An 18991-nucleotide genomic window follows, 5' to 3' on the forward strand; every position below is an offset into this window, starting at 1 on the left:
TTATGAGTAACTTCTGGAGCATTTGGATTTCTGTACTGACGATTGTGGTCATTGCTGGTTGTTTTATCCTTCTTAAACTGGTTAATAATAATTACACCGGTGTAGAAGAAGGTAAATCAATGGGCCACAGTTTTGATGGTATTGAAGAACTGAACAACCCACTACCAAAGTGGTGGGCGTACATGTTCTATTTAACCATCGTATTCGGTGTGATCTATTTAGCTCTATATCCAGGCCTAGGTAACTACAAAGGTCTGTTTGGTTGGACAAGTTCAAACCAAAGTATTGGTACTGAAAATGGCATTAAAGCTGACTCAGCTGCAGCGCTTGAAGCAGCAAAATCGGAAAACCGTTTATCTCAGTATGACCGCGAAGTGGCACACGCTGAAGAAAAATACGGTCCAATTTTTGCGGCTTATTTAGCGACACCGTTAGAAGAGTTAGTGAAGGATCCTGAAGCATTGAAGGTGGGCGGACGTTTGTTTTTACAAAACTGCTCACAGTGCCATGGCTCTGACGCTCGCGGTTCTAAAGGCTTCCCTAACCTTACCGATGACGATTGGTTATATGGTGGTGATTTAGCCACTATTAAAACTACTCTGATGAACGGTCGTAACGGCATGATGCCTCCAAAAGGTGGTTTACCAATCGAAGACAGCGAGATTAAAGGTCTAGCTGAATACGTGATAAAACTATCTGGTGGCGAACATGACGAAGCGTTAGCTGCTCAAGGTCAAGGTTCATTTATGAAAGGTTGTTTTGCATGCCATGGTATGGATGCAAAAGGTAACAAGTTCATGGGTTCGCCTAACCTGACTGATAATGTTTGGTTATACGGCGGCAGCCGTGGTGTGATTGCTGAATCTATCATTAATGGCCGTGCAGGTGTTATGCCAGCATGGAAAGACATTCTTGGTGAAGAGAAAGTCCATGTCATTACAGCTTATGTTTATAGCTTATCAAACAAATAGTTACTTATAAGTAACATCTAGGCCTCGATATTATCGAGGCCTTTTTTTTAAGTGATTATTAAGCCATTAAGGGGTAAAATAGCCCCCGAATTATTACCACCATTTTAGGACGAATTATGTCGGATCAACTCCCTTGGTATAAGCAGTTTTGGCCTTGGTTTTTAATCATTTTGCCAATGTGTGCGGTTATCGCTAGTTTAACTACATTAAAGATTGCTTTAGATAATTCTGACTCATTAGTTGCTGAAGATTATTATAAACAAGGCAAAGCCATTAACATGGATTTGCGTAAGATAAAGTACGCTCAACAGATTGGGATGAAATTTTTAGTTACCGTGGCCGATCAAGAATTAAAAATTACTCAACAAGGCGGTCCTGAATATCGTGCGGCATTGAATGTTCAGTTTTATCATCCAACGATTGAAGAAAAAGATTTCAGCCTTAATGCAACTGCCGATGCTAATTATGTTTATCACATCCCATTAGATGCTGCGATTACCGGCCCTTGGGAAGTGCGCATAGAAGGCTTTGATGCTAAATGGCGTATACAACAACGTATTGATATAAGAGATGACGTTGAATATTGGCTAAATTAATAGTAAATCCATTAAGTCTTTGAATGATGACATATTTAATTAAGCTGGTATAAATAGATGACATCTTGCTTTCATTGCAATGAGCCGGTGCTAACGGGTGAACAGTTTACAACCGTGATTAATGGGCAACCACAACCTATGTGTTGCCCAGGTTGTCAGGCGGTTTCACAAGCGATTATGGATGCTGGCTTAAGCAGCTATTATCAATTTCGTAGTGAGCCAGGCAATCGTCAAACTGCTTTGATACCTGAGCAATTGTCGCAGTACAGTGCCTATGATTTACCCGAAGTACAACAAGACTTTGTTCATAAACAAGGTGCTATTGATTCAACCTCTTTGTCTATCGACGGTATTACCTGCGCAGCTTGCGCATGGTTAATTGAACATAAACTCAAACCCATTGCGGGTGTCACTAATGTATTGGTTAATTCAACCACACAACGCGCATTAGTGAGTTGGGATAGTCAAATTATTCAACTCAGTGAAATTTTGCAGATTATCAGTAAAATTGGCTATCAAGCGGCACCCTATCAAGTTGATGAGCAAGAAAAACAATCAAAAGCAGACAGTCGTAAATTTTTACTCCGCCTAGGACTTGCAGGTTTTGCCACCATGCAGGTGATGATGTTTGCCCTCGCCTTATACACTGGATACTTTACCGACCTAGATGTTGAGTTTCGGGATTATTTTCGTTGGGTTAGCTTAATTTTTGCTACTCCAGTGGTATTGTATTCTGCGCAACCCTTTTATTTCAGTGCGCTTCGTAGTCTATTAAGTGGCAAGCTTAATATGGATGTTTCTGTCTCCATCGCGATTTTAGGTGCTTATATCGCCAGCTGTGTCGCGACAATTCAGGCCAATGGCGAAGTGTATTTTGAATCAGTATCCATGTTTACCTTCTTCTTATTACTTGGCCGTTATTTTGAACAAACAGCCAGACAAAAAGCTTCCGTCAGTTCGAGTAATTTACATAAACTGGTCCCTTTGACCGCACATTTATACCGTGACGGCGAAATTACAGAGATTGCTGCTAAGCAGTTAGTCATTGGCGATATTATTTTGGTCAAACCTGGTGAAGTTATTGCGGCAGATGCAGAGGTGGTTGCAGGCCTATCAAGCGTCAACGAAGCGATGTTAACCGGTGAACAAATGCCAATAGGCAAACAGGTATCTGATACCGTCTATGCTGGTACCATTAATGTAGAACAGCCTCTTGAGGTTAAAGTCACTGCGTTAGGGCAAGACCAACTCGTGGCTGAAATTATTCGCTTACAAGAACTAGCATCAAACAACAAGCCGGCCATCGCTTTGGTGGCCGACCGTTTAGCTCGATACTTTTCCGCGACCATATTATCGATAGCAGCAATAACTTATTGTGTTTGGTTATTTATTTCTCCTGATGATGCCTTTTGGATCACCTTGTCGGTATTAGTTGCCACTTGTCCATGTGCCCTAGCCCTTGCTACGCCGACAGCAGTGACATGTGCGACGGCTATTTTTACCAAGTTAGGTGTGATTCCGCGCAAGGCCGGAGTTTTCGAAAAACTGACTAAAATTAATCATGTGGTGTTTGATAAAACGGGAACCTTAACCTGTGGCCATTTATCGATTGGTGAAGTACAAACCTTTGGCAAATATTCATCGGAGCAGGTCCTATCAATGGCTGCTGCAATTGAACAAGGCTCTTTACACCCCATCGCATTAGCATTTGAGCCCTTTTTTGATAATAAACACTTTGTTGAAAATGTTGACCATCATATTGGATTGGGTATTGGGGCCAGTATCGGCCAACAGCAAGTTTGTATTGGTACGGTACAATTTGTTACCCCAGAGGCAAATATAGCGGCTTCGAAGGCAATAGAAAGTCAGTGGATTTATCTTTCCATCGATAATAATTTGGTTGCTAAAATTGAAATGCTAGATGAGCTAAGAGTTGATAGTTTAGCCACCGTAAATGTCTTAAAGGCAGCTAACATAACACTCAGTATTGCCAGTGGCGACAATTCGGGTCATGTTGAGTTTTTAGCAAGTAAACTTGGTATTTCTGATGTGCATTCAGGTTTATCGCCGCAAGATAAGTTAGCGTTAGTGAATCAATTACAACAACAGGCCAATGTGGCTATGTTTGGCGATGGTATTAATGACGCGCCAGTGCTCGCCGGAGCAAACTTGTCTGTTGCTATGGGAAGCGGCAGTGCTATTGCTAAAAACAGTGCCGACTTAATTTTACTGGGCGATCACTTATCACGTTTTAATGATGCTATCTTTGTCGCTAAGCAAGCCCAGCGAATAATTCATCAAAATTTGTTATGGGCTTTTGCTTATAACATGATTATTTTGCCATTGGCAGTTACTGGGCATGTTGCTCCTTATATTGCTGCGATTGGCATGTCTGTCAGTTCACTTATTGTGGTGAGCAACAGCTTACGCCTTCTTAGGATAAAGTTATGAGTATCATTTACGTATTAATACCTATTGCGATGTTGTTTGTATTGATAGCAGTCTCTATTTTCTTTTGGGCAGTAAAGTCTGAGCAATTTGATGATTTAGATAGACAAAGCGTGTCTATTTTATTTGATGAAGACGAAAACAGCATGAACAAAAACAGCAGTGCTAAAGCCGACTCTTCTAACGACAGCACTGCAATTAATGATTTTCCAATTAACAGCTCTCCAATTAACCGTTCTGCTACTACCGATGTTGCCCAACAAAATACAGTTGGTTCTTCTGCTTCATCTACCACTCACACTAAATCAGAGTAAACCCAGTGATTGAATATAATGTTGGTGGTGCATTTATCGTGGGGTTAATGGGCGCTGCACATTGTTTTGGCATGTGCGGTGGATTAATTGGCGCTTTTTCAGCCAATATACCCACCAATGGCCAGACCCGCTTAGGCACTCAACTCACATTTCTGTGTGGCTACAATTTTGGACGTATTTTTAGTTACACAGTAGCGGGTGCGATTGTCGGTGGCAGTGTCTCAGCCCTTGGTCATTTATTTGATGTTGATAGTTATTTAATTTTTTTGCGAATTGTTGCTGGCACCATGATGATTCTTACCGGGCTTTATATTGCTCAGATATGGTTTGGCATTGTACACATTGAAAAAGTCGGCAAAATATTGTGGCGATATTTACAACCGCTGACGCGTAAATTCATACCTATTACTCATCCATTGCAAGCTGTTATGGCTGGTATGGTATGGGGTTGGCTCCCCTGCGGCCTTGTGTACAGTACATTAACTTGGTCAGTTGCATCTGGTAGTGCATTACAAGGTGGCTTAATTATGTTTGCGTTTGGTTTAGGGACTTTACCTGCTCTATTCGCTGCAGGATTAGCCGCTAAAACCTTGGCTCAATGGGTACAAAAACGGGCAGTAAGATTATTCAGTGGCGGGCTTTTAGTGTTATTTGGATTGCAAACGCTTTACATCGCTTTTAATCAGCTAAACTAGTTTATAACGGTCAAATATGCATTTATTGTCGTTAAGCTAGAGTCTAATTTTAAGCGGCTTCACAGATATTGTTCTAAAGATTTTTATCTTTAAAATCAATGGTTATAAGTTAAGCTGTTAAGTATGTAGAATCATTTTTAAATACATTTTACTGACAAACTTTGGTATCTACAGTGTATTGAAACGAAGTGAGTTACAACTGTGTTTTAAAATGCCATGATTGCAGCGTCCATTCTCTTCATATAGTAAGTGCGACTCTGATGTTGAAGAGTACCTTATTAATGCAGAATGGTATAACATAGTAACGTCTTCATAAATTGAGATTGGGTATGCCTTCAGATTTGATTAAAGCTCGACGTCCATCTACTACCGGTTGCGCCATTCATTGTCACGACTGCAGTATGGAAGCCCTGTGTATCCCTTTTACGTTAAACAATGATGAGCTTGATAAACTCGACAGCATTATTGAACGTAAAAAACCCATTCAAAAAGGTGACCTTATCTTCAAGTCCGGTGACGTGCTTAAGTCATTGTATGCAATTCGCTCCGGTACAATCAAAAGTTATACCATTACTGAGCAAGGTGATGAGCAAATTACTGGATTCCATTTGGCCGGTGACGTCATTGGTTTTGATGGTATTCATGCACAACGTCATCAAAGCTTTGCCCAAGCCTTAGAAACCTCAATGGTCTGTGAAATCCCCTATGAAACTTTAGATGATTTATCTGGATCTATGCCTAAGCTTCGCCAGCAAATTATGCGTTTAATGAGCAATGAAATTATGAGTGATCAAGAGATGATCCTATTGCTTTCAAAGAAAAATGCTGAAGAACGTTTAGCTGCATTTATTAATAACCTGGCTAATCGCTTTGGTAATAGAGGTTTCTCGCCTCATGAATTTCGTCTGACAATGACTCGTGGTGATATCGGCAACTATTTAGGCTTAACAGTTGAGACAATTAGCCGTTTATTAGGTCGGTTTCAAAAGTCTGGTTTAATTGAGGTTAAGGGTAAGTATATTTCTATTATCGATCACTCATCGTTAAGTACCCTTGCTGGAAATGCTCGCATCGCCACTTAAATTTGATATATATGATCTATCTCAAAGTTTATTTATTAGCAAACGGTAATACTATCAATAGGTAATGTAAATAAGAACTCAACAGCTTTGGAGGTTATATGAAGGATTATAAAAAGATATTAGTGGTGATTAATCCTACAACGGATCATCAACCCGCATTGGCACGTGCTGTTGAATTAGCGTCAAAAAGTCAGGCAGAGATAACTGCATTTTTATCCATTTTTGACTTCTCATATGAAATGACTTCAATTTTGTCCAGTCAAGAACGTGAAGCGATGCGCCAAGGTGTTATTGATCAACGTGTCGCTTGGTTAGAAAATGCCATAGATGGTTTTAGTAAATTCAATATAAAAATTAATACCGAAGTTGTGTGGCATAACCGCCCTTTCGAAAGTGTGATTAATCATGCGATGAAAGGCAATTATGATTTAATTGTTAAAAGCACCCACGTACACGACAAATTAAAAGCTGTAATTTTTACACCTACAGATTGGCATTTAATGCGTAAATCTCCTGTTCCTGTTTTATTAGTCAAAGAACACGATTGGCCAGTGGCTGGAAAAATTGTTTGTGCGGTTAATGTGGTGAGTGAAGATGAAGATCATCAAACGCTTAATGGCAAAATCATTAATCATGCACTCGATTTAGCCAAAAAATTCTCTGCTAGTGTTCATTTAGTCAATGGTTACCCTGGTACGCCAGTAAATTTGGCCATTGAACTGCCCGACTTTGATGCCAATGTGTATAACAACACAGTGCGTATGCAACATGAGCAACGAGTACAGTATTTAGCTCAAGCCTATAATATTCCGCTTGAAAATTGCCATGTTGAAGAAGGTTTGCCTGAAGATGTGATTCCAGAAATGGCGACAAAATTAGATGCAGAATTAGTGGTCCTTGGTACAGTTGGTCGTACTGGTTTTTCAGCGGCATTAATTGGTAATACTGCTGAACATGTCATCGACAGCATTAATTGCGATTTGTTAGCGATTAAACCTGATGGATATAAATCACCTTTAGAAGATTAGTCTCCAATAGAATAGGTTAACTACTTTACCCTGACCTCGAATACTGGAATAATACGCGCCCTGAAACACTTGGTTACTGGGCGCATTTTTTATGTCTGAAGTTGATACAATCGCTAAACAAAATATTACTCGTATGAATAAACTGCAAAAGCGTCTACGACATGAAGTCGGTTCAGCCATTGCAGACTACAATATGATCGAAGATGGTGATCGTGTTATGTGCTGCCTTTCCGGCGGTAAAGACAGCTACACCATGCTGGATATTATATTAACCCTTCAACAACGTGCCCCTATCAAATTTGAAATTGTGGCCGTTAACCTAGACCAAAAGCAACCAGGTTTTCCTGAGCATGTGCTGCCTGCTTACTTAGATAAGTTAGGCGTGGCTTATCATATTCTCGAAAAAGATACCTACTCTATCGTTAAAGAAAAGATACCTGAAGGCAAAACGACATGTTCACTTTGCTCTCGTTTACGTCGTGGTACTCTTTATGGATTTGCCCAACATATTGGCGCCACAAAAATTGCTTTAGGTCATCATCGCGACGATATTATTGAAACCATGTTTTTGAATATGTTTTATGCTGGCAAACAAAAAGCCATGCCGCCTAAACTATTGTCTGATGACGGTGCCAATATGGTCATTCGTCCATTGGCCTATTGCCGTGAGAAAGATATTGAAGAATATTCGACCCTAAAATCATTTCCTATCATTCCTTGTAACTTATGTGGCTCACAAGAAAATTTAAAACGTGGCGCAGTTAAAGACATGTTACAAATGTGGGATAAGCAACATCCTGGGCGTATTGAAACTATTTTTACTGCAATGCAAAATACCTCACCATCACAAGGTGTTGATCGCGAACATTTTGATTTTAAATCATTAAAGCGTAACCCAGATGCCGTAAATACTGGTGACGTAGCTGATGCCGACTTACCTGCTTTTGATTTTGTCGATATCAGTAATAATGGTCACATCAATTTAGACATTAGTAATCGAATTGATGTGGTGGCGACATTTAAGCCATAATAAATAGACTAGCTGTTAATAGATAAACAAAAGGCGTTGATATCAACGCCTTTATTTTATTATTTATCCCGAGTTCAGACTACTGGGTTACGAGAGGACTCACAACACTGGGTTTGTGGGTAAATGAAATGTTTTTTATCTGATTGATTTGTTCGAGTGTTAAAGTGTATTTTTCGTCAGCTATTGATTCTACATTATCAACAACAACCTTAACTGTTATGCCATCTGCTTGTATTTCAGCAAACTCAAACGTGAGTCCATTAATCGGTTTTCTAAAATACTTCATTGGAAAACCTTGTAATCCATCAAGTAATTTATTCATGTCATCGGTTAATGCTAATAGTTCTGTTTGAGTAAAATGTTGTTTCGTTTCTTTAGCGCGAACTTGCATGGCAATCCCACACTGTGCTGCATCACCCACCACATTAATATTGACTAAGCCGCGGTCTGATTTCAGCTGTGGATCGTAAGGAATAAATAAACGTTGTTGTTTAGTATATGTTAACGGGAACTGTTCTTTTTCAGTGGTAATACTGCCTGACACTATGATGCAATCAGGTGTGATAGGAACACTAAAGGCTAGCTCAACTAAAGGATAGTTTTGCTTATTCACTTGCTTTAATCGATCATAAAAGCCGTTGTACTCTAAAGAAACCGTTTCAGCAAAACTGCTATTCACTATAAAAATAGTCGATATAAAAATAAATCCGTTAAGTAGCGTACGATTACGCATTAGCTTTGTTCCCTTGTAAATATGGCTTATTGTGTTTAAGCATTTCGAGGAGTTCATCAATGTACTCATCTTTTCGTTCTGAATAATTCATTAACCCATAAACCAATTTCTCAGCTGTTGGTTTAACTTTTTGAGCCCGTAAATCGGCACGAATAGAACGAAATAAACGATACGCGGAATTGGTATTTAAATTGATCATGTAAGCAATAATGGAATCTTTGGGTGAATCAAATACTGCAACCTCATGGATTTTTCCATCAGCTCGCGCTAATGGCACTAAACCACAGCCTTCAATAAAACACCATTGACCAAAAAAGTTAAACCCGTCGACAGCAAAACGTGAACTGCCCCAACCGCTTTCATTGGCAGCTTGAACTAATACCATATCAACCGGAATAATATCGATACGCTTTAATAATGGCATTAAGGTTATGCGAGTAATTGCTTTAACATCATATTGATATTTTTCAAGAATGGTTGTTAGCCTATCACTATCATTTTCACTCAGTCCTAAGCCATTATCAATTTGCTCAATAACAGCCAGTAAAAATTGACGATCGTGAATAATAATCTGATTTTGTGCTTCAATGGCCGGACGTAAAAAATCAAAAAATATTTGCTTTTTAGTGGCAATATCTTCTATTTCAGCAAATAACGGCACCTTACCTAGATCAATATTATTCAGCTGACGTTCACCAGGTGCTACAGATATCTGGCTAGTGTTAGGAAAAATAAAGAGTCGCATCGCCAACAAAGCAACAACGGCTAAGCCTAACGCAAAAGTCACTTGACCCACATTGCCTATCTTCAACAGTACCTGCCTTATCAAAAATTCATTTCAACTTATAAATCCCGCTAATTATAACCTTAATAAACGATAGGATACAGTAAACCACTTTTGTAGAGTCTGTGCTTATCCGTTATTGATCACGATACGTTAAGTCAGCGTCTACAAAAACTAAAATTAATTACACTTTCATGACCATATCCAGTTAAAATCATTATACGTGTTTACGGGGCAGTCATTTATGACTGTGAATCGTCTTATTCAACAACTCAAGGATTTGAGAACACATTATGTTGAATCAAAAGTTCAATAATTATCATCATGTGGTAGCCATCGGTGGCGGACATGGATTAGGCAGAATTCTTGCCTCATTATCTTTTTTAGGTCCGAGATTAACGGGAATTGTTGCAACGACTGATAACGGTGGTTCTACTGGTAGGCTTAGGCAAGATCAACAAACTATTGCTTGGGGGGATTTACGTAATTGTCTTTCCCATCTTGCACATCGTCCATCGTTAGGTTCAATGTTATTTGATCATCGTTTTACGGGTGACAATGAACTTTCGGGACATAATTTAGGTAACGTAGTATTACACGCACTTGATCAACTTTGTGTAAGACCACTTGAAGCGGTTAATTTAATTCGTGGCTTACTTAAAATTGAGACACAAATTATTCCAATGTCGGAAGCTTCTACTCATCTTGTGGCACTTACCCACTGTGGAAATAAAGTGTTTGGTGAACTTAATGTCGATGGCATGAAGGAAGCGCCGATTGCATTATCATTAGAACCTGAAGTTGAAGCGACATTAGAGGCTTGTAGTGCACTAGCAAATGCTGATTTAATTATTATCGGCCCAGGGAGTTTTTTAACCAGTATACTTCCTCCTTTATTGCTGCCACAAATAGCCAAGAGCATTCGTGAGTCGAACGCACATGTTATGTTAATTGATAATTTAACCGCTGAGTATTCACCTGCAAGCACGTTTAGTATTGAAGATAAAATTGCTTGGTTTAACCAGGTAATAGGCAAAGAAGTGATTGCTGATGTTATTCAGCATGGAAATGAAATTAAGTTGTCTCATTCCAACATTAACGGTGTTCGTTTTAATCACTTTCCATTAATCAGCCAACATCATCCAGGGTTACATGACAAAACAGCATTAGCAGAAGCGATTAGCCAAGTTTGTGACTTACACCTTAAGCCGATTGATTTGGCTGAATACCGTCATTGCAATATGACATAAAACTTATCGATATTGGCTATAGTCATATCGAAGCTCATAGTGTTTAATATTCATTATGAATTCTGTTGATGGAGCATACTGCTCGCAGAAGTGATTTGATGGAGTTAAACATTTGGCTAACGTGCAACTTTGTGAAATATGAAAATTGAAATGGTCAACACAAAAATGGCTGCATAATGCAGCCATTTTTATATCCCAATAGCTAAGACTAAATCACTTGAGCTATGGCTTTACACACCGCTGGGATATTATTTTTCGTTAACCCAGCCACACTAATACGACCAGAACCGACAATGTAAATAGCGAACTCATCTTTTAAACGAGCAACTTGGCTTTTGTTCAGACCAGAAAAACTAAACATACCGTTTTGACGAGAGATGAAGCTGAAATCTTGTTCGACACCTTCAGCTTTTAGACTTTCGACAAATAAACTGCGCATTTCAGCAATGCGTTCACGCATTAGCGTCAATTCTATTTCCCATTCTTGCCGCAGTGCAGCATCCGCTAAAATGGTACTAACAATCAATCCGCCATGTGCCGGAGGATTAGAATAATTTGCGCGGATAGTTTTTTTAATTTGGCTAAAGCTTTTTACTGCATCATCTTGATTTTCAGCAACGATGGTTACCGCACCAACGCGTTCGTTATATAAACCGAAGTTTTTAGAAAAAGAGTTTGCAATTAATAACTCTGGTACTACAGCAGCAACTGTACGTAGACCTTGTGCATCTTCATCTAGACCAGCACCAAAACCTTGGTAAGCAAAATCAAATAACGGTAACAATGATTTTTCTAAACAAACCTTGGCGACGAGTGTCCATTGTTCAATTGATAAATCGATACCCGTTGGGTTATGACAGCAACCATGAAGTAAAACCACATCACCGGCATCCGCATTGGCTAAATCAACTAACATTGAATCGAAATCCATATCGTGTGTTTCAGCTTTGTAATAACGGTATTCTTTAACGGTTAATCCTGCGGTTTCAAAAATATTCTGGTGATTAGCCCAAGTAGGATTACTAACCCAAATGGTTGTTGATTTGGTATTTCGGACTAGAAACTCTGATGCTACCCGTAATGCCCCAGTTCCACCGGGTGCTTGAGCTGTTACAGCTCGTTTATCCGATATAATTTGGCTCTCAGGCCCAAAGAGTAATTCTTGAACCACTTGATTGTAAGCTTGTACACCTTCAATACCGAGGTAATTCTTGGTCTTTTCGGTTTCAAGTAAAATAGCTTCAGCTTTTTTTACAGAAGATAATATCGGCGTTTGCCCTGCTTCATCTTTATAAATGCCGACACCTAAGTTGACTTTGTGTGAGCGAGTATCTGCTTTGAAAGCATCTGTTAAGCCTAAGATCGGGTCTGCTGGCGCAAGCGTGACTTGAGAAAAGATCATTACAACTATCCTAAGTGAGGTGAAGAGACTAATTTTGTTTAGTTATACCATTGTATGCCGACAGTGAGTAGTGAGATTTTTAATAGTTGAGATAATTTTATGATAAAGTGAACATTCCTCAAATTTATGTACACGATAATGGTTATTTCGTTAGTTATCCTGTCACTTCCTGCTATTAGTATTATCTCCCTACCAGAACAGGGAACACTACTCTGACTGCTAATTGCTTTTTATTTGGTGAGTAACGTTAGATTCATTTTTAATCGCTAAGTGATTTAGCGTTACTTCTGTCAGAAGATAGTAAAATGAAAGTTTCGATATGATATGGATGACTATCAGATAATATCTTGTTCTGTAGTAAATATTACATTACAAAAAAACAGTTATAGAATTGCGAGGACTTTATTAAGTCCATCTTGTCGTTTAACGGATATAAAAAAAGGAACCCGAAGGTTCCTCTTTTTAAAGCGACTAAACTAATTACTTAGTTAACGCTTCTTTTGCTTTTTCAACTAAAGTTGCAAAAACAACTTTGTCGAAAACAGCGATGTCAGCCAAAATCTTACGATCGATTTCAATAGACGCCTTTTTCAAGCCGTTAATGAAACGGCTGTAAGACAGACCATTTTGACGAGACGCTGCATTAATACGTGCAATCCATAACTGACGGAATTGACGTTTTTTCTGACGACGGTCACGGTAAGCATATTGACCAGCTTTAGTTACTGCCTGAACAGCAACACGGTAAGTACGGCTACGAGCGCCATAATAACCTTTAGCTAATTTTAAAACTTTCTTGTGACGAGCACGTGCGGTTACACCACGCTTAACTCTTGGCATTTTCTAAACTCCTAAATTAAGCGTATGGTAGTTGACGCGCGATTGCTGGAACGTCAGATTTAGCAACTAAACATTTAGCACGTAAGTGACGCTTACGCTTAGTGCTTTTCTTGGTCAAAATGTGACGTAAGTGTGCTTGCTTGCGCTTGAAACCATTAGCGGTTTTCTTAAAACGCTTCGCTACACCCTTGTCTGTTTTCATTTTAGGCATTTCTAAAACTCCGCATTGGGACGTTAATAAACGTAAGGCGAGCAAAAGCCTCAAGAGACTTTTGCTACTTTAGGGTTGCCCTACTATTTCTTTTTAGGTGCTAGCACCATAATTGCTTGTCGACCTTCCATTTTCGGGAAAGATTCAACAACCGCATACTCTTCCAAATCAGCCTTGATACGGTTCAAAAGATCCATACCTAGGTTTTGGTGTGCCATTTCGCGACCACGGAAACGCAGCGTAATTTTCGCTTTGTCACCATCTTCTAGAAAACGAATCAGGTTGCGTAGTTTTACCTGATAGTCGTTTTCATCAGTGCCAGGACGGAATTTAATTTCCTTAACCTGGACCTGTTTCTGCTTCTTCTTTTGTTCTTTTTGAGCTTTCGCTTTATCAAAAAGGAACTTACCGTAGTCCATTATGCGACAGACAGGTGGCTCAGCATTGGGACTGATCTCTACAAGATCAACTCCGGCTTCATCTGCAACGTTCTGAGCTTCTTTTATACTTAATATACCAATTGGTTCACCATCTAAACCTGATAAACGGACTTCAGGTACACCAGTGATTTCATCATTGATTCTATTAGGGGCTGGCTGTCGCCCTGCTGTTCTTTTGATCTTTATGACCTATTCCTCCAACAATTTGAGACTACGGAGCGAAATCTGTTGACGTATCATCGCGGCGAAATCTTCTAGTTTTAACTTGCCTAAATCGATACCGTCACGCGTACGCACCGCTACTTCCTTATTTTCCATTTCTTGATCACCAACGACCAATAAATAAGGCACACGTCTTAGGGTGTGTTCGCGTATTTTAAAGCCTATTTTCTCATTCCTCAAGTCAAAAGATGCTCGAATACCCTGTTCTTTGAAGAATTTAACGATTTCTTCAACATAATCAGCTTGTTTATCGGTAATGTTCATTACAACAACTTGCATTGGAGCAAGCCATGTTGGGAATTTACCGGCGTATTCTTCTATCAATATACCTATGAAACGTTCTAAAGAACCTAAAATAGCACGATGGATCATTACTGGCGTCTGGCGACTGTTGTCTTCTGCGACATAAGTGGCACCCAAACGAGTCGGTAATGCATAATCGAGTTGTACTGTACCACATTGCCATGCACGATCTAAACAGTCATGCAAAGTAAATTCGATTTTTGGACCATAAAAAGCGCCTTCACCCGGTAATATTTCATATTTAATATTATTATTGGCAAGAGCTTGCTTTAAAGCGTCTTCAGCTCGGTCCCACATATCGTCATCACCAATACGCTTTTCAGGGCGAGTTGACAGTTTAACCACGATATTATCGAAACCAAATGTAGCGTATGTGTCGTATACCATTTGGATACATGCACTGACTTCATCTTGTACTTGATCATCAGTACAAAAAACATGAGCGTCGTCTTGAGTAAAGCCACGTACACGCATAAGACCATGAAGTGAACCTGATGGTTCGTTACGATGACAACAACCAAACTCTGCCATACGTAATGGTAAGTCGCGATAAGATTTTAACCCTTGGTTGAAAATCTGTACATGACCTGGACAGTTCATTGGCTTAATCGCGTATTCACGGTTTTCGCTGTTAGTGGTGAACATGGCTTCTGCGTATTTATCCCAGTGGCCAGAACGTTCCCATAAAACTCGGTCCATCATTAGAGGGCCTTTCACTTCTTGATAAGTGTATTGACCTAACTTTTGACGAATGAATTTCTCAAGTTCTAAAAATATGCTCCAACCATCGTTATGCCAAAACACCATTCCTGGCGCTTCTTCTTGCATATGGTACAAATCTAGTTGCTTACCAATTTTACGATGATCACGCTTAGCCGCTTCTTCTAAACGCACTAAATGCGTTTTAAGGGCTTTTTTGTCAGCCCATGCTGTGCCGTATATACGTTGCAGCATTTTGTTATCAGAGTTACCACGCCAATACGCACCAGCAACGCTCATTAACTTAAAGTTTTGACAAAAACGCATGTTTGGCACATGTGGACCACGACACATGTCGATGTATTCTTCGTGGTGATAAAGCGCTGGTGTTGCGTCTTTACTGATGTTTTCATCTAAAATAGCTATTTTGTATTCTTCACCGCGTTCGCTAAAAGCATCACGAGCGTCTTGCCAAGATACAACTTTTTTAACCACATCGTAGTTAGTTTTAGCTAACGAAAGCATACGCTTTTCTAAGGCTTCTATATCCTCATGCGTCAGCTTATGATCTAAGTCGATGTCGTAATAAAATCCGTTGTCGATAACCGGGCCGATTGCCATTTTGGTTTCAGGCCACATTTGTTTGATCGCGTGACCTAATAAATGCGCACAAGAATGGCGAAGGATTTCAACACCCTCTTCGTCTTTGGCCGTGATGATAGCTAACTCTGAGTCTGCAGTGATTAAGTCAGTTGCATCTTTTAATTCACCGTTTACGAGGCCAGCAATACACGCTTTTGCTAAACCAGGGCCGATGTCTAATGCAACATCAAGAGTCGATACAGGATTGGCAAACTCACGTTTGCTGCCATCAGGCAATGTAATAATAGGCATTAAAAATTCCTTTTCCAGTGGTGACCCACACGTAGGGCCACATGGTAATTAAGTATGTTCCTTTTGAACGAGAGCACGTTAATGAAATCAAGACAGTACAGGAGTCTTAGTTACCCAAAAACGCAAGTCTCTATTCTATGTGATAAGCGGATTGTTGCGCAACCATGGTGCGATGAATAACTGCAATATATGAGGTATTCAACAACATTCATTGGTTAAGATGACTGTATTGGTCAGCAGTGAATATGACTTTAGCCCACCTTTATTGTGTCTTGCATTTAGATGGTGTTTGTTGTTATAAAAATGACTATTTAGTAAAAATTAAATATATTGATTACATTAAATACTGATTATTGAACAAAAAACCATAAAAATAGACTTTAATCTTAGTTGTGAGTGAATAATATTGATTTGTATCTAAATCATGCTTAGGGATGACCCAAAATATAAAATGCTCACTATACTTACTGAAATGAGTCAGTGAGGAGTACTAGCAATGAGATTACTTTCGCGTGCCATTTGTTGCCCACATTGCGGGCATCATCAATATGTCACTTTAGATGCAAGTTCTGGAGATCAAGAATATTACGACGACTGCCGTATTTGCTGTAATCCAATACACATTCGAATGCACCTAGATGATAACCGCCGAACAATTGAACTTCATATCGATTCTGACGATGAACAAATTTATTAATGCCTAGCTCGCCTGCTTAATCTTCAAAGCAGGCAAGTTAATATAGATAATTATTTTAGGTGATTATGTTGGGTGATTATGTTGGGTGATTATGTTGGGTGATTAGGCGAGTTGCTTTTTAGCAAGAATTCGCTCCACAGTATCAACAATAACCTGTGTTTGACTGTCTATTTCGATATTAATCTTGTCGCCAACGTTATAATGATTCAAATTAGTTAACTTTAAGGTTTCTGGAATTAAATGCAGTACAAAACCACTGTCACTGACTTTACCTACCGTTAAGCTACAACCGTTTATTCCCACAAATCCTTTATAAAAGATGTAGTTCATCCATTGTGAGTCAACCTGTAATTCAATATTGTAATGCTCGTCGGTGTTACTGACAGCCTTAACCGTGGCCAGAGTATGTACATGGCCAGATAAAATATGCCCACCGATCTCAGTTCCAAACGTTAACGAGCGCTCAATATTAACCATGTCACCGACACTGGTATTACCTAGGTTAGTTACGGCTAATGTTTCTTCCATTACATCAAAAAAAACCTTATCATTTAGTATCTTGGTTACGGTAAGGCAAACCCCATTATTAGCTACGCTAGCACCTGTCACTAATCCTTGGGTTAACGGTGGTGTCATTGCGACTTCAAAGGTTTTAAGACCTGCAGCATTGTTAATCGATACCACTTCACAAGTGGCTTGAACTATACCAGTAAACATAATTCTCTCGTTCCGTTATAGGTTTTTTAATGAATAATACAGGTTTTCAAATTTCACGCTTGATAAAATTAGCGCTTCCTGTGCTGATAGCTCAAGTGACTCAAACCATGATGGGTTTTATTGACACAGTGATGGCAGGTAGAGTGAGTGCAGTAGATATGGCTGCCGTAGCTGTTGGCACCAGTCTATGGTTACCTGCAATCTTATTTGTTCAAGGCTTGTTAATGTCCTTTACCCCTGTATTTTCACAACATCATGGGGCTAATAATCAACAAATCATTCCATCACTCATTTTTCAGGCGGGTTATATTGCCATAATTGGTGGTATTGGGGTGATGTTATTTCTCGCATCTTCAACATATTTGCTCGACTTTATGCATTTAGAGCCAAAACTGCATTTATTAACAGTAGGTTACATAGATGCCATTTTGTGGGGTGCCCCAGCCTTCGTGTTGTATCAAGTATTACGTGGTTGCAGTGAGGGGATTTCTTATACCATGCCGACAATGGTGATAGGCTTCATTGGGTTAGCAGTCAATATACCCGCTAATTACGTGTTTATTTATGGTGGTTTTGGTATTCCTGCTATGGGTGGTGCTGGTTGTGGTGTTGCAACTGCATTAGTCTTTTGGGCCATGTTAGCTGCGATGATTATTTACATGTTAGTTGATAAAACATTTAAACAGCTCGCGCCATTTAAGCATTTTTACCGTCCTCATTTAGCCAGTATGTGGTCTATGACTAAATTGGGTATGCCAATTGCGATGGCATTATTTTTTGAGGTCAGCCTGTTTGCTATTATCGCGTTATTTTTAGCTCCATTAGGCGCTAATGTTGTTGCAAGCCATCAGATTGCCCTTAACTTCTCGTCAATTGTCTTTATGCTGCCACTATCTATAGGTATTGCTGTCTCGATACGAATTGGTTATTACCTTGGCCGTGGGCAACCAGAAATATCGGCTTTAGTCGCAAAAGTGGGTTTATGGTTATCATTCACCCTAGCCATTTTTACCGCCCTATTAACCGTCACCTTTAAGCATCAAATCGCCTTGTTGTATAACGATAACCCTGAAGTGGTCGCTTTGGCTGGTAGTTTAATGATGTTAGCTGCGTTTTATCAGATATCAGATTCAATTCAAGTAGTCGCCGCTGGAGCATTACGTGGTTATAAAGATACTCGAAGTGCTTTCTATATCACCTTGTTTTCATATTGGGTGATTGGTATTACTACAGGTTAGATTTTAGGTTATACCAATTTTATTTTTGAACCTATGGGCGCACACGGATTTTGGATTGGATTAATTGCTGGCTTAACTTCGGCAGCAATTTTGTTTGCTATTAGATTGAAATACATTCAAAAGAAAGGATTTGAGTTTCAACAGATTGGCGAATCTAATTGATTTTTTGAAGTTTAAGCGACTCACATTGCTTAAGCTTGAATCAAGTTGCACAGCAAATCACCATTTAGACATATAAATGTTTTTTTTGCTTGCATGCAACAGCCTATCCCCATTAAGATAGCGTCCGCTTTGAAGCAAAAGATTTTAAAGTGCAACGTTAAACAATACACCCGTAGCTCAGCTGGTTAGAGCACTACCTTGACATGGTAGGGGTCGGTGGTTCGAGTCCACTCGG

General features: G+C 39.4%; 17 protein-coding genes and 2 pseudogenes. 11 read left to right on the top strand and 8 right to left on the bottom strand.

Annotated features, from left to right (window positions below; translation table 11 throughout):
* Window positions 1-2 precede the first annotated feature (2 nt).
* From ccoP to ttcA, 8 genes and pseudogenes are all read left to right on the top strand, one after another.
* On the top strand, window positions 3-971 hold the full coding sequence (gene ccoP / locus AAEY94_RS14660; RefSeq protein WP_101088485.1) for a cytochrome-c oxidase, cbb3-type subunit III: 969 nt from the start codon (window positions 3-5) through the stop codon (window positions 969-971).
* Window positions 972-1087: 116 nt separating this feature from the next.
* Window positions 1088-1567: a FixH family protein gene (locus AAEY94_RS14665; RefSeq protein ID WP_350979123.1), complete on the top strand. Its 480-nt coding sequence runs from the start codon at window positions 1088-1090 to the stop codon at window positions 1565-1567.
* 57 nt (window positions 1568-1624) lie between these two features.
* Entirely contained in the window at window positions 1625-4018 is a 2394-nt protein-coding gene (locus AAEY94_RS14670; protein WP_350979124.1) for a heavy metal translocating P-type ATPase, read from the top strand.
* Window positions 4015-4188: pseudogene (gene ccoS, locus AAEY94_RS14675) on the top strand (cbb3-type cytochrome oxidase assembly protein CcoS); the annotation flags it as partial. The gene AAEY94_RS14670 and the pseudogene ccoS, both read left to right, overlap by 4 nt.
* Window positions 4189-4334: 146 nt before the next feature.
* Window positions 4335-5024, top strand: coding sequence for a sulfite exporter TauE/SafE family protein (locus AAEY94_RS14680; RefSeq protein WP_162023117.1), 690 nt, complete (start codon window positions 4335-4337; stop codon window positions 5022-5024).
* A gap of 329 nt (window positions 5025-5353) precedes the next feature.
* The gene (gene etrA / locus AAEY94_RS14685) at window positions 5354-6106 is read left to right on the top strand and encodes an electron transport transcriptional regulator EtrA (RefSeq protein ID WP_101088277.1); all 753 of its coding nucleotides are present in this window, start codon (window positions 5354-5356) and stop codon (window positions 6104-6106) included.
* 98 nt (window positions 6107-6204) lie between these two features.
* Window positions 6205-7134 (top strand): universal stress protein UspE, encoded by a 930-nt coding sequence (gene uspE, locus AAEY94_RS14690; protein ID WP_101088276.1) that lies wholly within the window; start codon window positions 6205-6207, stop codon window positions 7132-7134.
* 91 nt (window positions 7135-7225) lie between these two features.
* Window positions 7226-8164 carry a tRNA 2-thiocytidine(32) synthetase TtcA gene (gene ttcA, locus AAEY94_RS14695; RefSeq protein ID WP_350979125.1) on the top strand — a complete coding sequence of 313 codons (939 nt, stop codon included), beginning with the start codon at window positions 7226-7228 and terminating at the stop codon, window positions 8162-8164.
* A gap of 79 nt (window positions 8165-8243) precedes the next feature.
* Here ttcA and AAEY94_RS14700 read toward each other — a convergent pair whose 3' ends face one another.
* Window positions 8244-8897 (bottom strand): DUF2987 domain-containing protein, encoded by a 654-nt coding sequence (locus AAEY94_RS14700; RefSeq protein WP_182744484.1) that lies wholly within the window; start codon window positions 8895-8897, stop codon window positions 8244-8246.
* Window positions 8890-9708 carry a glucosaminidase domain-containing protein gene (locus AAEY94_RS14705; RefSeq protein WP_101088273.1) on the bottom strand — a complete coding sequence of 273 codons (819 nt, stop codon included), beginning with the start codon at window positions 9706-9708 and terminating at the stop codon, window positions 8890-8892. The genes AAEY94_RS14700 and AAEY94_RS14705 overlap by 8 nt, the downstream gene beginning before the upstream one ends.
* Window positions 9709-9974: 266 nt before the next feature.
* Between AAEY94_RS14705 and yvcK the strand changes: the two genes are divergently transcribed.
* The gene (yvcK, locus tag AAEY94_RS14710; RefSeq protein WP_101088272.1) at window positions 9975-10931 is read left to right on the top strand and encodes a uridine diphosphate-N-acetylglucosamine-binding protein YvcK; all 957 of its coding nucleotides are present in this window, start codon (window positions 9975-9977) and stop codon (window positions 10929-10931) included.
* A gap of 208 nt (window positions 10932-11139) precedes the next feature.
* On the opposite strand, the gene AAEY94_RS14715 is transcribed toward yvcK, so the two are convergent.
* The 5 genes from AAEY94_RS14715 to thrS all read right to left on the bottom strand — a co-directional run bounded on the left by AAEY94_RS14715 (window position 11140) and on the right by thrS (window position 15942).
* Window positions 11140-12333 carry an amino acid aminotransferase gene (locus AAEY94_RS14715; protein ID WP_182744483.1) on the bottom strand — a complete coding sequence of 398 codons (1194 nt, stop codon included), beginning with the start codon at window positions 12331-12333 and terminating at the stop codon, window positions 11140-11142.
* A gap of 480 nt (window positions 12334-12813) precedes the next feature.
* Window positions 12814-13173, bottom strand: coding sequence for a 50S ribosomal protein L20 (gene rplT / locus AAEY94_RS14720; protein ID WP_011637486.1), 360 nt, complete (start codon window positions 13171-13173; stop codon window positions 12814-12816).
* A 16-nt stretch (window positions 13174-13189) separates the two neighbouring features.
* A complete protein-coding gene (gene rpmI / locus AAEY94_RS14725; protein WP_011496149.1) occupies window positions 13190-13384 on the bottom strand; it encodes a 50S ribosomal protein L35 in 195 nt (64 codons plus the stop codon).
* Between the two features lie 83 nt (window positions 13385-13467).
* On the bottom strand, window positions 13468-14010 hold the full coding sequence (gene infC, locus AAEY94_RS14730; protein WP_081430133.1) for a translation initiation factor IF-3: 543 nt from the start codon (window positions 14008-14010) through the stop codon (window positions 13468-13470).
* 3 nt (window positions 14011-14013) lie between these two features.
* Entirely contained in the window at window positions 14014-15942 is a 1929-nt protein-coding gene (gene thrS, locus AAEY94_RS14735; protein WP_350979126.1) for a threonine--tRNA ligase, read from the bottom strand.
* Window positions 15943-16438: 496 nt separating this feature from the next.
* On the opposite strand from thrS, the gene AAEY94_RS14740 reads away from it, so the two are divergent.
* Window positions 16439-16639, top strand: coding sequence for a CPXCG motif-containing cysteine-rich protein (locus AAEY94_RS14740; protein ID WP_101088269.1), 201 nt, complete (start codon window positions 16439-16441; stop codon window positions 16637-16639).
* 102 nt (window positions 16640-16741) lie between these two features.
* Here AAEY94_RS14740 and AAEY94_RS14745 read toward each other — a convergent pair whose 3' ends face one another.
* On the bottom strand, window positions 16742-17356 hold the full coding sequence (locus tag AAEY94_RS14745; RefSeq protein ID WP_101088268.1) for a riboflavin synthase subunit alpha: 615 nt from the start codon (window positions 17354-17356) through the stop codon (window positions 16742-16744).
* 29 nt (window positions 17357-17385) lie between these two features.
* On the opposite strand from AAEY94_RS14745, the pseudogene AAEY94_RS14750 reads away from it, so the two are divergent.
* Window positions 17386-18756, top strand: a pseudogene (locus AAEY94_RS14750) (MATE family efflux transporter).
* The last annotated feature ends 235 nt before the right edge of the window (window positions 18757-18991 follow it).

The sequence above is a fragment of the Shewanella sp. AC34-MNA-CIBAN-0136 genome (assembly GCF_040309945.1).
Classification (GTDB): Bacteria; Pseudomonadota; Gammaproteobacteria; order Enterobacterales; family Shewanellaceae; genus Shewanella.

Excerpts from the sequence above, each read along its gene's own strand:
- ccoP (WP_101088485.1), top strand. The coding sequence starts at position 3 with ATGAGTAACTTCTGGAGCATTTGGATTTCTGTACTGACGATTGTGGTC.
- AAEY94_RS14665 (WP_350979123.1), top strand. The coding sequence starts at position 1,088 with ATGTCGGATCAACTCCCTTGGTATAAGCAGTTTTGGCCTTGGTTTTTA.
- AAEY94_RS14670 (WP_350979124.1), top strand. The coding sequence starts at position 1,625 with ATGACATCTTGCTTTCATTGCAATGAGCCGGTGCTAACGGGTGAACAG.
- etrA (WP_101088277.1), top strand. The coding sequence starts at position 5,354 with ATGCCTTCAGATTTGATTAAAGCTCGACGTCCATCTACTACCGGTTGC.
- uspE (WP_101088276.1), top strand. The coding sequence starts at position 6,205 with ATGAAGGATTATAAAAAGATATTAGTGGTGATTAATCCTACAACGGAT.
- ttcA (WP_350979125.1), top strand. The coding sequence starts at position 7,226 with ATGTCTGAAGTTGATACAATCGCTAAACAAAATATTACTCGTATGAAT.
- AAEY94_RS14700 (WP_182744484.1), bottom strand. The coding sequence starts at position 8,897 with ATGCGTAATCGTACGCTACTTAACGGATTTATTTTTATATCGACTATT.
- yvcK (WP_101088272.1), top strand. The coding sequence starts at position 9,975 with ATGTTGAATCAAAAGTTCAATAATTATCATCATGTGGTAGCCATCGGT.
- AAEY94_RS14715 (WP_182744483.1), bottom strand. The coding sequence starts at position 12,333 with ATGATCTTTTCTCAAGTCACGCTTGCGCCAGCAGACCCGATCTTAGGC.
- rplT (WP_011637486.1), bottom strand. The coding sequence starts at position 13,173 with ATGCCAAGAGTTAAGCGTGGTGTAACCGCACGTGCTCGTCACAAGAAA.
- rpmI (WP_011496149.1), bottom strand. The coding sequence starts at position 13,384 with ATGCCTAAAATGAAAACAGACAAGGGTGTAGCGAAGCGTTTTAAGAAA.
- thrS (WP_350979126.1), bottom strand. The coding sequence starts at position 15,942 with ATGCCTATTATTACATTGCCTGATGGCAGCAAACGTGAGTTTGCCAAT.
- AAEY94_RS14740 (WP_101088269.1), top strand. The coding sequence starts at position 16,439 with ATGAGATTACTTTCGCGTGCCATTTGTTGCCCACATTGCGGGCATCAT.
- AAEY94_RS14745 (WP_101088268.1), bottom strand. The coding sequence starts at position 17,356 with ATGTTTACTGGTATAGTTCAAGCCACTTGTGAAGTGGTATCGATTAAC.